This is a genomic window from Escherichia sp. WS1451, from assembly GCF_046487365.1.
Lineage (GTDB): Bacteria > Pseudomonadota > Gammaproteobacteria > Enterobacterales > Enterobacteriaceae > Escherichia > Escherichia coli.
This window is the reverse complement of the sequence record NZ_JBJQJP010000009.1, coordinates 39,011-53,790: the sequence shown is the minus strand read 5'-3', so window position 1 is coordinate 53,790 and position 14,780 is coordinate 39,011. Positions and strand designations below refer to the sequence as shown.

The 14,780-nt window shown below is 50.6% G+C and carries 13 protein-coding genes; 8 read left to right on the top strand and 5 right to left on the bottom strand.

Annotated features, from left to right (window positions below; translation table 11 throughout):
- Positions 1 to 24: 24 nt before the first annotated feature.
- A complete protein-coding gene (locus ACJHX7_RS13275) occupies positions 25 to 708 on the bottom strand; it encodes a hypothetical protein (protein ID WP_410231628.1) in 684 nt (227 codons plus the stop codon).
- 558 nt (positions 709 to 1,266) lie between these two features.
- Positions 1,267 to 1,629: a YibL family ribosome-associated protein gene (locus ACJHX7_RS13270; RefSeq protein ID WP_000665680.1), complete on the bottom strand. Its 363-nt coding sequence runs from the start codon at positions 1,627 to 1,629 to the stop codon at positions 1,267 to 1,269.
- Positions 1,630 to 1,912: 283 nt separating this feature from the next.
- On the opposite strand from ACJHX7_RS13270, the gene yibT reads away from it, so the two are divergent.
- Positions 1,913 to 2,122, top strand: coding sequence for a protein YibT (yibT, locus tag ACJHX7_RS13265; protein ID WP_000517099.1), 210 nt, complete (start codon positions 1,913 to 1,915; stop codon positions 2,120 to 2,122).
- Between the two features lie 10 nt (positions 2,123 to 2,132).
- Here yibT and mtlR read toward each other — a convergent pair whose 3' ends face one another.
- From mtlR to mtlA, 3 genes are all read right to left on the bottom strand, one after another.
- Positions 2,133 to 2,720, bottom strand: a complete 588-nt coding sequence (gene mtlR / locus ACJHX7_RS13260) for a mannitol operon repressor MtlR (RefSeq protein WP_000228269.1) — start codon at positions 2,718 to 2,720, stop codon at positions 2,133 to 2,135.
- A complete protein-coding gene (gene mtlD / locus ACJHX7_RS13255) occupies positions 2,720 to 3,868 on the bottom strand; it encodes a mannitol-1-phosphate 5-dehydrogenase (RefSeq protein ID WP_000645420.1) in 1,149 nt (382 codons plus the stop codon). Before mtlD ends, mtlR begins: the two co-directional genes overlap by 1 nt.
- Before the next feature lie 94 nt (positions 3,869 to 3,962).
- Positions 3,963 to 5,876 carry a PTS mannitol transporter subunit IICBA gene (mtlA, locus tag ACJHX7_RS13250; protein ID WP_089583376.1) on the bottom strand — a complete coding sequence of 638 codons (1,914 nt, stop codon included), beginning with the start codon at positions 5,874 to 5,876 and terminating at the stop codon, positions 3,963 to 3,965.
- A gap of 535 nt (positions 5,877 to 6,411) precedes the next feature.
- Between mtlA and ACJHX7_RS13245 the strand changes: the two genes are divergently transcribed.
- The 7 genes from ACJHX7_RS13245 to ACJHX7_RS13215 all read left to right on the top strand — a co-directional run bounded on the left by ACJHX7_RS13245 (position 6,412) and on the right by ACJHX7_RS13215 (position 14,689).
- Positions 6,412 to 6,774 carry a DUF3302 domain-containing protein gene (locus ACJHX7_RS13245; protein ID WP_075861652.1) on the top strand — a complete coding sequence of 121 codons (363 nt, stop codon included), beginning with the start codon at positions 6,412 to 6,414 and terminating at the stop codon, positions 6,772 to 6,774.
- A gap of 2 nt (positions 6,775 to 6,776) precedes the next feature.
- The gene (locus ACJHX7_RS13240) at positions 6,777 to 7,913 is read left to right on the top strand and encodes an HlyD family secretion protein (protein WP_000364939.1); all 1,137 of its coding nucleotides are present in this window, start codon (positions 6,777 to 6,779) and stop codon (positions 7,911 to 7,913) included.
- Positions 7,914 to 7,983: 70 nt separating this feature from the next.
- The gene (locus tag ACJHX7_RS13235; protein ID WP_000779792.1) at positions 7,984 to 8,592 is read left to right on the top strand and encodes a glutathione S-transferase; all 609 of its coding nucleotides are present in this window, start codon (positions 7,984 to 7,986) and stop codon (positions 8,590 to 8,592) included.
- 97 nt (positions 8,593 to 8,689) lie between these two features.
- Complete coding sequence (selA, locus tag ACJHX7_RS13230; protein ID WP_000206241.1) at positions 8,690 to 10,081, top strand: L-seryl-tRNA(Sec) selenium transferase; 1,392 nt, start codon at positions 8,690 to 8,692, stop codon at positions 10,079 to 10,081.
- Positions 10,078 to 11,922: a selenocysteine-specific translation elongation factor gene (selB, locus tag ACJHX7_RS13225; RefSeq protein WP_032172505.1), complete on the top strand. Its 1,845-nt coding sequence runs from the start codon at positions 10,078 to 10,080 to the stop codon at positions 11,920 to 11,922. The genes selA and selB overlap by 4 nt, the downstream gene beginning before the upstream one ends.
- A gap of 190 nt (positions 11,923 to 12,112) precedes the next feature.
- Entirely contained in the window at positions 12,113 to 13,264 is a 1,152-nt protein-coding gene (yiaY, locus tag ACJHX7_RS13220; protein ID WP_000741501.1) for an L-threonine dehydrogenase, read from the top strand.
- Positions 13,265 to 13,393: 129 nt separating this feature from the next.
- A complete protein-coding gene (locus tag ACJHX7_RS13215; protein WP_094030396.1) occupies positions 13,394 to 14,689 on the top strand; it encodes a Fic family protein in 1,296 nt (431 codons plus the stop codon).
- Positions 14,690 to 14,780: the final 91 nt, after the last annotated feature.

The following is a 14,780-nucleotide window of genomic DNA, read 5'->3' as shown; positions in this document are numbered from 1 at the left end:
TTGATATAAGCGCAGAAGCTGCATTTATTTTTTGTTTTTTCGCTGCCGAGTTTCAGCAGATTGAACAGTGTCGAACTGGAGATTGGCCATATTGATGGACAACTTCAGATACTTCAGTTTATTAGGCGAAACGCCTTTTAATGTCAGATTAATGTCTTGCCATTGACCAGGCATTAATTGCAGAGTGGAATTCAGTGTGGTGTTGAAAAGTAATTGTTGCCACTTTGCCAGATCTTTGGCATCGGTGGGTCTTTCATTGCCCCATGTCGCATGAAAGCCAATATTTGATACGGGAACGCTTAATAAATTAACCAGCGAAATACGAATAACGCTGCCATTTTCAACTGCATCAATAGCCAGCACCCGGCCTGCCAAACCAACAGAGCCGTTATTTAAAATGAAGTATTGGGTTTGTGCCGGGTTAAATTCTGTAAAGACAAATTCGTCCTGTTTGTCTTTAACCGCCTTCACCACGCCAGCGAGCGTCTTGGTACTATTTATGATAGTAGTTTGTTGTTTTTCAAAATGTTCTATCTTTCGCTTATCGAGTTCCTGTTGTTTCTCAAGCGCCTCAATTTTGCTTTTTTGCAACTCTTGCTGTGTAACGAGGTCGTCGACCTTACTCGCTTTTTCAATATAGTCACACCCTGCCAATAAGCAGAGAGGCACTATTATTAACACGCTTAACAGTGTTTTCTTTAGGTTCATAGGATGAATTCCTTTTCATAATCCCGATACAGTTGATAATTACGGCACAATCATTTTTTTTATGAATGATTAGAGTGGAGCATATCCGGCAAATAAATTTGTTAGAGAATTTTTGTATTAATCGGTTGTGCGAATATGTTATTAAGTGTCAAACAATTTCGGTTTGTAGCCAATAATATTAATCGCGCGGATTTTAATGATCGGTGTCAATCAATGTCAAATTTTTCACCGGATAAAGGCCCAGGGCAGGGAAAGGTAAATATTCAGTTGAGTGATGTTTTATTGCGAAGTTTGCGATGCTGATAGAAAAATTTAAATAATTAATTATGTTTCAAGCATTGCTATGCGGTAATTCATTGTTGATATTGATACATCATTATTTAATTTGTACCTGCTTTTCAGAATTTAGCCTGCTCAGATCGCTCAGAAGTGTAGGTGGAGTTGAATATATAATGTTAAGAACGTTACAAATATTCGATCTCTGAAACAGGCTCCTGCATGTGCCAGCAGGAGCGAGTAAATCGTGAGTGGCTGTAATTACAGCGACGAGAAAGGAACTTAAAACGCGGTCTTAGAGAACCCTGTCATCTCTTGCAGGCCCATTTCACGGCCCAGCGCGGTCATTGGGTGCACAACCACCAGTCCGCGAACACTTTTTTTTAGCTTGCCCATATCAGCCTGCTCTTTTTTGGTGATTGCACGCTGGAACGGCATCTTCATCAGCTTCTGTGCTTCCTTACTGAGTTTCTGGCTGTGAACTTCGCGCAGGCGAGCAATTTCTGCTTCCAGAGTGGCTTTCTCTTTTTCCAGTTCGGCATATTTGTCTGCGGCTTCAACCAGCGACAGATCGGCCTGCTGGTGACGGATGGCATCCAGACGATCGCTGAGACGTTTGATTTCGTTTTTTTCGACTTCTTTCATGTGATGACTTCTGATAGAGATAAATTTATAGCCTCTAGTATGCGCGACCAGGTGCTTTGTTCACAACTGATGGCGTTGCAATAGTTCTATAACGTAAACATTAACATGCTTAAAAACTACGCAATTTATTGATTAATTAAGAAATTTAAAGAAAAAAGATAGTTAATAGAAACGGATGATTATTGAGGATTGAGCACGTTTTCCTTAATGTCATTTATACCGGGATCTAAACTAAAATTGGCGGCCGCGCATTCCCGGCGCGGGGTAATACGGAGATATCATCATGGGCAAATTAGGTGAAAACGTTCCGCTTCTTATCGATAAAGCCGTAGATTTCATGGCATCGAGCCAGGCGTTCCGGGAGTATCTGAAAAAACTACCTCCCCGTAACGCGATTCCGTCCGGAATACCTGATGAAAGCGTGCCGTTATATCTACAACGTCTGGAATATTATCGTCGGCTTTATCGGCCGAAACAGGTAGAGGAGAAGTAAGCGAAAGTACTTACTTTTGAAAGGCTTTTTTTAAGCTGATTTTGGAAATCAGCTCTGTCAGTGAAAGGACCATTGTTGATCGCACAGCCTGTTGGTAACGCTGAATTTGCATTGCATACAAACTGGAGTCTGCAGGTTCAAACTGTGGCGGCGGTGGTAACGCCGCCACGCAATGCAGTTCACCAAAGGGTCCAAGGATTTCGTCGTCGGTAAACGCGTACTCGTTGCCGTCGTGATTTAGCTCTTCACGCAATGCCATCAGCAGTTCCGCATCTTCGTATTCCTGGCGGTTAATGACGCCCAACCCGTAAATGAGTTTTAAACGCACAGAAAGATCGCCCAGCGGACCATCGCCGTCGAGTAACGGTTCTACAGCATACTTCACCGCGTAATCGTCTTTGCGGAATACCTGAAGCACCAGAAGATTTACCGCCTCGGTCAAAAGCTCGACGGCGGTGATCAGAAAGCTTCGCACGGTTTTGCCAGCATTCAGACGCTCAAGCACACGGTTTTCAAAGGCCTGGGTTTGTTCCATTGTTGCCTGCATATCTGACAATCTGTTATTCGGGCGCAGAGTGTCCTGCGCCTGGTCCACCATTATTGCATTGCTTTATAAGCGGTTACCGCCTCGGATACAACCTCGCTGTTGGCATCAAGACCGGAAATCTGTGCCAGCGCCGCCTGCGGACCTTTGTCAGCGATCAGTGCTGCCAGTTCCTGAGCCTGCGGATCATCTTCACTGCGGAAGTGCATTGCAGCGGCAATACCTTCAATCAGGTTTTTATGTGGCAGACCATATTCCAGTGTACCGAGCAGTGGCTTAATCAGACGGTCACCAGCGCTCAGTTTACGCAGCGGCTGACGGCCTACGCGCTCTACATCATCTTTCAGATACGGGTTCTCGAAACGACCGAGGATTTTCTGGATGTATGCCGCATGCTTGTCTGCGTCAAAGCCGTAGCGCTTGATCAGTACCGCACCGCTTTCTTCCATCGCACCTTTTACCACCGCGCGGATTTTCTCGTCGAGAATCGCATCACGAATGGTCTGATGACCCGCCAGTTTTCCGAGGTACGCGGTTATAGCATGACCCGTATTCAGGGTGAAGAGTTTACGTTCGACAAATGCCATCAGGTTGTCGGTTAACTCCATGCCTGGGATGTTCGGCAGCGCGCCTTTGAACTGGGTTTTATCAACAATCCATTCGCTGAATGTTTCTACCGTCACTTCCAGCGGATCGTTGGTTGCAGAAGCCGAAGGCGGCACGATGCGGTCAACGGCGGAATCAACAAAGCCAACGTGTTCTTCTACCCACGCTTTGGCATCTTCCGGCAGGGCGTTCATCACATGTCCTTTCAGCTGTGTGGTGCCGCGGACCATGTTTTCACAAGCGATGATGTTCAGCGGGGATTCATTACCTTGTTCTTTACGTTTCACCAGCCCTTTGGCGATTGCCGGGGCAATACGTTCCAGCACAACCGGGCCCACGGCGGTAGTGACTAAATCAACCTGAGCAATCAGATCAACGACATCATCACCAATGCTGCTGACAGCATTGACGCCGGAAACGGTATCTACCTGCTCGGTTTCACCAACCACATGAACCTGATAGCTATGACGGGCATTCAGGGCATCAAGTACCACCTGATTGACATCGGCAAACGTCAGTTGGATACCCGCGTCTGCCAGCAGTTTACCGATAAAGCCACGACCGATATTACCTGCGCCAAAATGTAATGCTTTCATAGTATTAACCTTCATCAATGTTTTTACCCGAGAGGGCTGGGGTGAGGCTTTTCCCTCACCCAAACCCTCTCCGTGAGGAGAGGGTAGGATTGGATTACTTACGACCTGCCAGCAATTCCAGCACTTCATCCACGCTGGTGGTGTGTGCCAGACGCTCGATGACAGTCTCATCATCCAGTGCATTGGTCAGGCTGGTGATAACCTGAATGTGCTCGTTGTTACGGGCAGCAATACCAATCACCAGACGGGCAATGTCATCTTCTTCTTCACCGAAGCGCACGCCTTCCGGGTACTGGCAGAACACCACGCCCGTTTTCAGTACGCGATCTTTTGCTTCAACCGTACCGTGTGGCACCGCGATAGACTCACCCAGATAAGTCGGGGTCAGTTTTTCACGATCCAGCATCGCCTGAACGTATTCCGGCTCAACGTAACCGCCTTTCACCAGCTGCTCGCCAGCAAAACGAATCGCTTCTTCTTTGGTGGCCGCTTTGCGACCGAGGAAGATGTTCTCCGCGCCTAGCTTGAACAGGTTAGCACTGGAATCGTCAAAGCTGTCTTTCAGACTGTCTTTCACTTTTACTTCGTTTTCAGTATGGCGCTGGGCAGCAACCAGACGTTCGGTCAGGCTGGTGTACAGGCCGCTGTCGAGGAAGTTGGTCAGCGAAATATGCTGTGCCTGCGGAACCTGGCGCATAGCGCGTTCGGTCAGGTCACGGTGAGTGATGACCAGGTCCACATCTGGCGGCAGGTTGTTGATCGCGCTGTTAGTAACAGAAATCTGCGACAGACCTGCATCCTGAATTTTCTTACGCAGCACACCTGCGCCCATCGCACTGGAACCCATACCGGCGTCACAGGCAACGATGATTTTACGTACGTGGCTCAGGTCGTTAGTCACATCGCCCGCAGACAGCGGAGATGCACCTTTAGACTCAGCTTTCATTTCCTGAACGCGACGCGCAGCAGCTTCAATATCATCTTCTTCTTTCACTTTGCTGGTTTTCAGCAAAATAGCAGAGACAACGAAGGAGACTGCCATCGCCGCACACACACCCGCGATGTTAGCGAAGTAAGCACCTTTTGGCGTCATCGCCAGTACAGCAAGGATAGAACCCGGAGATGCCGGAGAAACCAGCCCACCGCCCAGGATAGTCAGCGTGAATACGCCAGTCATACCGCCGAGGATAACGGCCAGAATCAGACGCGGATTCATCAGCACATACGGGAAGTAGATTTCGTGGATACCCCCCAGGAAGTGGATGATTGCCGCACCGCCCGCAGACTGTTTAGCGCTACCACGACCAAAGAACATGTACGCCAGCAGCACGCCCATACCTGGACCTGGGTTAGCTTCAATCAGGAAGAAGATGGATTTACCCAGTTCATGGGACTGCTGAATACCCAGCGGCGAGAAGATACCGTGGTTAATGGCGTTGTTGAGGAACAGGATTTTCGCCGGTTCAACAAAGATAGACGCCAGCGGCAGCATGTCATGGACAACCATGAAGTTAACGCCCGCAGCCAGCATTTTGGACAGGGCTTCAACAATTGGACCAATGCCGAGGAACGCCAGAATAGCGAGGATCATCCCGATGATGCCAGCGGAGAAGTTATTCACCAGCATCTCAAAACCGGATTTGATCTTACCGTCTACCCAGCGGTCGAAGTGCTTAATGCACCAGCCGCCCAGCGGACCTGCAATCATAGAACCGAGGAACATCGGCATGTCTGCGCCGACGATAACGCCCATGGTGGTAATGGCACCGACTACGCCGCCACGTTCGCCGCCTACCAGCTTACCACCGGTATAACCGATCAGCAGCGGCAGGAGATAAGTGATCATCGGCCCGACCAGCTTCGCCAGCGTTTCGTTCGGTAACCACCCTGTTGGAATAAATAACGCGGTGATGATACCCCACGCGATAAACGCGCCGATATTTGGCATCACCATGTTGCTGAGGAAACGACCAAAGCTTTGCACTTTGATCTTAATATCGGATGACATAAAAACACCCCTTCTTATGTTTGCTGTCGCGCAGGCTGGAAGCCCGAGGTTTTTTGTTAATGTGGCGGCAGAGGTAGCCGGACCTTGTAGATACTGCGAAATCTGGCACTGAATCGGTTAACTGTCCAGTCGGCGGCCTTTTGTGTGATATCAGTCACATAAATGTAGGGGGTAGAGAGGTAATTTACGTGATGCTCATCACAAAATGCTTGTGTAAAAAAGCAACAAGGCGGCGATTTTCGCTAAAAATGGCATTTAAATGTGAGTAATGTCACATTTTTGTTTTGTTAGTTTGTTGAATCTTTGTGATCTGAATCACAAGATATTTTCTTACGGCGTTCACCTGATGTGATCTGCAGCATGTTATGCCTTCGTCATAAAATCGTTATGTAACTAAGCAACTCATCACCTCTAAAAATTATTCTTCGGTGTTATGGCGAGAATCGCCAACCCGGATTATTGTCAAAATATCAGCCCGACTCCCATCTGGCTGCCAGCCAAAAACAACACTGATAAACGTGAATCCGAGGCAGATATGTTTCTAAACTATTTCGCGTTGGGAGTGCTGATCTTCGTCTTTCTGGTGATTTTTTATGGAATCATCGCGATACATGACATCCCTTATCTGATTGCCAAAAAGCGCAATCACCCCCATGCCGACGCTATTCATACGGCGGGCTGGGTGAGCCTGTTTACTCTGCATGTTATCTGGCCGTTTTTGTGGATCTGGGCGACGCTCTATCAACCGGAGCGCGGCTGGGGCATGCAGTCACATGTTGCGCCGCAAGGCGACGTGCCAGACCCGGAAATCGCCGCACTTTCTGACCGAATTTCCCGGCTGGAGCACCAACTCGCCGCCGAGAGAAAGACTGACTATTCCACGTTCCCGGAGATCTAATTATGGATCTATTGATTGTTTTAACTTACGTGGCACTGGCGTGGGCGGTCTTTAAAATCTTCCGCATTCCGGTGAATCAGTGGACGCTGGCGACGGCGGCGCTGGGAGGCGTGTTTCTGGTGAGTGGTTTGATTTTGTTGATGAACTACAACCACCCTTACACTTTTACCGCGCAAAAGGCAGTGATAGCGATCCCCATCACGCCACAGGTGACGGGAATTGTTACTGAAGTCACCGACAAAAATAATCAGCTTATTCAGAAGGGCGAGGTGCTTTTTAAGCTCGACCCGGTTCGTTACCAGGCGCGAGTTGACAGACTTCAGGCTGACCTGATGACGGCGACGCATAATATAAAGACGCTGCGCGCGCAGCTCACTGAAGCGCAGGCCAACACCACCCAGGTTTCAGCGGAGCGCGACCGTCTGTTTAAAAATTATCAACGTTACCTGAAAGGCAGCCAGGCGGCAGTGAATCCGTTCTCGGAACGTGACATCGACGATGCGCGGCAAAATTTCCTCGCGCAGGACGCGCTGGTGAAAGGCTCGGTGGCGGAGCAGGCGCAGATCCAGAGCCAGCTCGACAGTATGGTTAACGGCGAGCAGTCGCAGATTGTGAGCTTAAGAGCGCAACTTACTGAAGCAAAATATAACCTTGAGCAGACTGTCATTCGCGCACCGAGTAATGGCTACGTTACTCAGGTACTGATCCGCCCAGGTACATACGCAGCTGCCTTGCCGCTACGTCCGGTGATGGTTTTCATCCCCGAGCAAAAACGGCAAATTGTCGCCCAATTTCGGCAGAACTCGCTGTTACGTCTGAAACCCGGCGATGATGCGGAAGTGGTGTTTAACGCGCTACCTGGGCAGGTGTTTCACGGCAAACTGACCAGTATTTTACCTGTCGTGCCAGGCGGTTCTTATCAGGCGCAGGGGGTATTGCAATCATTAACGGTCGTGCCCGGCACGGACGGTGTGCTGGGAACCATTGAACTGGACCCTAACGATGATATCGATGCCTTACCCGACGGCATCTACGCCCAGGTGGCAGTTTACTCCGACCATTTCAGCCATGTTTCGGTGATGCGGAAAGTGCTACTAAGAATGACCAGTTGGATGCATTATCTTTATTTGGATCATTGAGACTTGTATCACCTGTGTTTTGCGCGAGCCTGAGCCATACTGATATTTTTCCTCGCACAAAGGACTCGGCATGAAACTCGTCGGTAGCTACACCAGCCCGTTTGTACGCAAACTTTCTATTCTGTTGTTAGAAAAGGGCATAACGTTCGAATTTATTAATGAACTGCCCTATAACGCGGATAACGGCGTGGCGCAATTTAACCCGTTAGGAAAAGTACCGGTACTGGTGACCGAAGAGGGCGAATGCTGGTTTGATTCACCGATCATCGCTGAATATATTGAATTAATGAATGTTGCTCCGGCGATGTTGCCGCGCGATCCGCTGGAGTCGTTGCGGGTGCGCAAAATTGAGGCACTGGCGGATGGCATTATGGATGCCGGGCTGGTATCGGTGCGTGAACAGGCGCGTCCGGCGGCGCAGCAGTCTGAAGATGAATTGTTACGTCAGCGTGAGAAAATCAACCGCAGTCTGGATGTGCTGGAAGGATATCTGGTCGATGGCACGCTCAAAACCGATACGGTCAATCTGGCGACTATCGCCATTGCCTGTGCCGTCGGATATCTCAATTTCCGCCGCGTTGCGCCAGGCTGGTGTGTCGACCGCCCACACTTAGTCAAACTGGTCGAAAACCTGTTTAGCCGCGAAAGTTTTGCTCGCACCGAACCGCCAAAGGCTTGATGCGCGATATGTCCTCCTGACCCATCTCACGTTACAATCCGTGGTTATGTTAAACGCCCTTCTCCGTGTGAGAGGGCCTTGATCAGCCAGGTTTCCTATGACAACCGAAACGCGTTCCCTCTATAGTCAACTTCCGGCTATTGATCGCTTATTGCGCGATAGCTCCTTCCTTTCTTTGCGTGATACTTATGGTCACACCCGCGTGGTGGAATTGCTGCGTCAGATGCTTGACGAAGCGCGAGAAGTGATTCGTGACAGCCAGACGCTGCCCGCGTGGTGTGAAAACTGGGCGCAAGAAGTCGATGCCCGGTTGACGAAAGAGGCGCAGAGCGCGCTGCGTCCGGTGATCAACCTGACGGGAACCGTGCTGCATACCAACCTTGGTCGAGCTTTACAGGCGGAAGCCGCGGTGGAAGCCGTTGCGCAGGCTATGCGTTCGCCAGTGACCCTCGAGTACGATCTGGACGACGCCGGACGCGGACATCGCGATCGTGCGCTGGCGCAGCTGCTGTGCCGTATTACGGGGGCGGAAGATGCCTGTATCGTCAATAACAATGCGGCGGCGGTATTGTTGATGTTGGCGGCCACTGCCAGTGGGAAAGAGGTGGTGGTATCTCGCGGCGAACTGGTGGAGATTGGCGGCGCGTTTCGTATTCCCGATGTTATGCGTCAGGCAGGCTGCACCCTACACGAAGTAGGGACCACCAACCGCACGCACGCGAATGATTATCGTCAGGCGGTGAATGAAAATACCGCACTGTTGATGAAAGTACATACCAGTAACTACAGCATTCAGGGGTTCACCAAAGCGATAGACGAAGCTGAACTGGTGGCGCTTGGCAAAGAGCTGGATATTCCCGTGGTGACTGATTTAGGCAGTGGCTCGCTGGTCGATCTTAGCCAGTACGGTTTGCCGAAAGAGCCAATGCCGCAGGAGTTGATTGCGGCGGGCGTCAGTCTGGTGAGTTTCTCCGGCGACAAGTTGTTAGGCGGGCCGCAGGCAGGGATTATCGTTGGTAAAAAAGAGATGATCGCCCGCCTGCAAAGCCACCCGCTGAAGCGTGCATTACGCGCGGATAAAATGACCCTTGCGGCGCTGGAAGCCACGTTGCGTCTTTATTTACACCCTGAAGCTCTGAGTAAAAAATTACCGACCCTGCGCCTGCTTACCCGCAGCGCAGAGGTCATTCAAATCCAGGCACAACGTTTACAGGCTCCCCTTGCCGCACATTACGGCGCGGAGTTTGCGGTACAGGTTATGCCATGTCTTTCGCAGATTGGCAGTGGTTCGCTGCCGGTTGATCGCCTGCCGAGCGCGGCATTAACGTTTACACCCCATGATGGACGCGGTAGCCACCTTGAGTCATTAGCCGCCCGCTGGCGTGAATTGCCAGTGCCGGTGATTGGTCGTATTTATGACGGACGATTGTGGCTGGATTTACGCTGCCTTGAAGATGAGCAACGGTTTTTGGAGATGTTGTTGAAATGATTATTGCGACTGCCGGACACGTTGACCACGGCAAAACAACCTTATTGCAGGCGATTACTGGCGTAAATGCCGACCGTCTGCCTGAAGAAAAAAAGCGTGGCATGACCATCGATCTCGGCTATGCCTACTGGCCGCAGCCGGATGGTCGCGTGCCTGGTTTTATCGACGTACCCGGTCATGAAAAGTTTCTTTCCAACATGCTGGCGGGCGTTGGTGGTATCGATCACGCGCTGTTGGTGGTGGCGTGCGATGACGGCGTGATGGCACAGACCCGTGAGCATCTGGCGATTTTGCAGCTGACCGGTAACCCGATGCTGACAGTGGCGCTGACCAAAGCCGATCGCGTGGACGAAGCGCGTGTTGATGAGGTTGAACGCCAGGTAAAGGAGGTGCTGCGGGAATACGGTTTTGCTGAGGCAAAACTGTTTATCACCGCAGCAACCGAAGGTCGGGGAATTGATGCCCTGCGCGAGCATCTGCTTCAGTTACCAGAACGCGAACACGCCAGCCAACATAGTTTCCGCCTCGCGATCGACCGTGCATTTACCGTAAAAGGTGCCGGGCTGGTCGTCACCGGTACGGCGTTAAGCGGGGAAGTGAAGGTAGGCGATTCAATCTGGCTGACTGGTGTAAATAAACCGATGCGCGTGCGTGCGCTACATGCGCAAAATCAGCCAACAGAAACTGCCCATGCCGGGCAGCGTATCGCGCTTAACATCGCGGGTGATGCGGAAAAAGAGCAGATTAACCGTGGCGACTGGCTGCTTGCCGATGCGCCGCCGGAGCCGTTCACACGGGTGATTGTCGAGCTTCAAACCCATACACCGCTGACCCAGTGGCAGCCGCTGCATATTCACCACGCCGCCAGCCACGTTACGGGACGCGTTTCGCTGCTGGAAGATAACCTTGCCGAGCTGGTGTTCGACACGCCGCTGTGGCTGGCGGATAACGATCGCATAGTGCTGCGCGATATCTCGGCCCGCAACACGCTGGCGGGGGCGCGTGTGGTGATGCTTAACCCGCCGCGTCGCGGTAAGCGTAAGCCGGAATATCTGCAATGGCTGGCGTCTCTTGCACGGGCGCAGAGCGATGCCGATGCGTTATCTGTTCATCTGGAACGCGGCGCGGTTAACCTTGCGGATTTCGCCTGGGCACGGCAGCTCAACGGCGAAGGGATGCGCGAACTGCTGCAACAGCCTGGCTATATTCAGGCTGGTTACAGCTTGTTGAATGCGCCAGTTGCCGCCCGCTGGCAGCGGAAAATTATCGACACATTAGCGACTTATCATGAGCAACATCGCGATGAGCCTGGTCCTGGGCGCGAACGTCTGCGACGTATGGCGTTGCCAATGGAAGATGAAGCGCTGGTACTGTTGCTGATTGAAAAGATGCGCGAAAGCGGCGACATCCTCAGTCATCACGGCTGGCTGCATCTGCCGGATCACAAAGCGGGCTTCAGCGAAGAGCAGCAGGCCATCTGGCAAAAAGCAGAGCCGCTGTTTGGTGACGAACCGTGGTGGGTGCGTGATCTGGCAAAAGAGACGGGAACCGACGAGCAGGCAATGCGCCTGACTCTACGCCAGGCGGCGCAGCAGGGGATAATTACCGCGATCGTTAAAGATCGTTATTACCGTAACGATCGGATTGTCGAATTTGCCAATATGATCCGCGATCTCGATCAGGAGTGTGGTTCAACCTGCGCGGCGGATTTCCGCGATCGCTTAGGCGTAGGCCGCAAGCTGGCAATTCAGATTCTGGAATATTTTGACCGCATTGGCTTTACGCGGCGTCGTGGAAATGATCATTTATTGCGCGACGCATTATTATTTCCGGAAAAATAAGGAAATGATTAATTCATAATAAATATGAATTAATACAAAATTTCTTATTAATGTTAAGAAGGCACGTTATTTGATGAATGTAACGTGCTTTTTATTAAAAATATTTTAATAAACGGTAATGTTGATCATATTTTCAAATGAAAATCCTCAGTAAGCTGCCCGCCCTTTTTTACACTTTCAGGAGTGTGTTATGGCAGCTTCAACCTTTTTTATTCCTTCCGTGAATGTTATTGGTGCTGATTCATTGAATGATGCAATGAATATGATGGCAGATTATGGATTTACCCGTACCTTAATTGTCACCGACAATATGTTAACGAAATTGGGTATGGCGGGTGATGTGCAAAAAGCACTGGAAGAACGCAATATTTTTAGCGTTATTTATGATGGCACCCAACCTAACCCCACCACGGAAAACGTCGCCGCAGGTTTGAAATTACTTAAAGAAAATAATTGCGATAGCGTGATCTCCTTAGGCGGTGGTTCTCCGCACGACTGCGCAAAAGGTATTGCGCTGGTGGCAGCCAATGGCGGCGATATTCGCGATTACGAAGGCGTTGACCGCTCTGCAAAACCGCAGCTGCCGATGATCGCCATCAATACCACGGCGGGTACGGCCTCTGAAATGACCCGTTTCTGCATCATCACTGACGAAGCGCGTCATATCAAAATGGCGATTGTGGATAAACATGTAACTCCGTTGCTTTCTGTCAATGACTCCTCTCTGATGATCGGTATGCCGAAGTCACTGACCGCCGCAACGGGTATGGATGCCTTAACGCACGCTATCGAAGCGTATGTTTCTATTGCCGCCACGCCGATCACTGACGCTTGCGCACTGAAAGCGGTGACCATGATTGCCGAAAATCTGCCGTTAGCCGTTGAAGATGGCAGTAATGCTAAAGCGCGTGAAGCAATGGCTTATGCTCAGTTCCTCGCCGGTATGGCGTTCAATAATGCTTCTCTGGGTTATGTTCATGCGATGGCGCACCAGCTGGGCGGTTTCTACAACCTGCCACACGGTGTATGTAACGCCGTTTTGCTGCCGCATGTTCAGGTGTTCAACAGCAAAGTCGCTGCTGCGCGTCTGCGTGACTGTGCTGCTGCCATGGGCGTTAACGTGACAGGCAAAAATGACGCGGAAGGCGCAGAAGCGTGCATCAATGCCATCCGTGAACTGGCGAAGAAAGTGAATATCCCGGCAGGCCTGCGTGACCTGAACGTGAAAGAAGAAGATTTCGCGGTACTGGCCACCAATGCCCTGAAAGATGCGTGTGGGTTTACTAACCCGATTCAGGCAACTCACGAAGAAATTGTGGCGATTTATCGCGCCGCAATGTAATCATCATTCCCACAACGGCTGGCGAGTTGTCAGCCGCTTTTTCAACTATCTCAAAACTTGCTTTTTTTGAGATAGTTTCTCTTTCCTGCTATACACTATCTCAATATTGCGCTTTTTTGAGATAAGCACATGGCTATCAAATCACCTCCCGGACTTATTCCTTTATCACACTTATCGGGTGAGGAACTCCTGGCCCACCTGCGCTTTAACCGGGTTACCGATGAAAAAGGACGTTATCTGCCTTTTGATGAGTTGCAGTACCGCATCAAAAAAGGAGAAAACGTCGATGTGGCGTGGACGCTTACCCGTCTGGCGCGCAACGCGGCGATCCAACGAATTAATTATTGCAATGAAGCGGGTGAACAGGCCGGATTCAACATTACCCCGGTGATTGCAGAAGCGTGCGAGCTTGTCGACAAACGTGCTACCGCGCTGGCGCTGAAAGATCAGACTGAACGGTTACGCGGGGCCGGAGCCGAGTTAAGCCAGTTACGCCTGGAAGAGCCGATCATCAGCTCCCAGCTGGAAGGTGCGAATACTACAACGCTGGTGGCGAGAAAAATGCTGGAAACAGGGCGGTCGCCACGCACTGAAGACGAGCATATGATTGCGGGAAATGCCCGGCTGATGGCGGAAATTCCGCACTTACTCGCAGAACCGCTGACACCTGCGCTTATTCGCCAGTTACATGCCATTGGTATGGGTGGAATCAATGACGCGAAATATCGTCCGGGAGAATTTCGTGAAACAGATGATGTTGTGATCGCCGACTATGATGGCAATATAGTGCATCAACCGCCCGCTGCGGCATTGTTACCGGAACGGCTGGAAAAAGTTTGCCAGTGGTTAAACAGCCATGAAGGGTATATTCATCCGTTGGTCCGTGCCTGCATTCTGCATTTTATGCTGGCCCATGAACATCCGTTTCGGGATGGCAACGGGCGCACCAGTCGGGCGCTGTTTTACTGGTATATGCTGAAATCGGGCTACGATGTCTTTAAATATATTTCCATCAGCCGTTTGCTTCATGCTGCACCGGTCAAATATGTCGCCAGCTACCAGTACACTGAATCAGATGGTATGGATCTGACTTATTTCCTTGAATATCAGGCGGGTGTCATTAAACGTGCTCTGCAAAACTGGCAGCAGCATATCGATGAAATTACACAACGAAGCGCAAAACTCGATAGTGTGCTGTTTAGCTCTGGTGTGCTTAAACGCCTGAATCCGCGCCAGGTAACGCTCCTGAATGTGATGCTCGCCAATCCGGGGAAAGAGTACACAGTTGCTGAAATTAGCGCGAGCCTGGGCGTCTCTGATAATACGGCTCGAGCTGATTTACGGACAATTGTTAAAGAAGGGTTTGCGCAAGAGAAGAAAATTAATGACCAGCAAGCCGTGTACTTCGCGCATTATCCGCTGTAACCCTTGCCCGTAAATTCGTGATAGCCGTCGTAAAGCTGTTATCGACTGGCGAAGATTTCGCCAGTCACGTCTACCCTTGTTATACCTCACA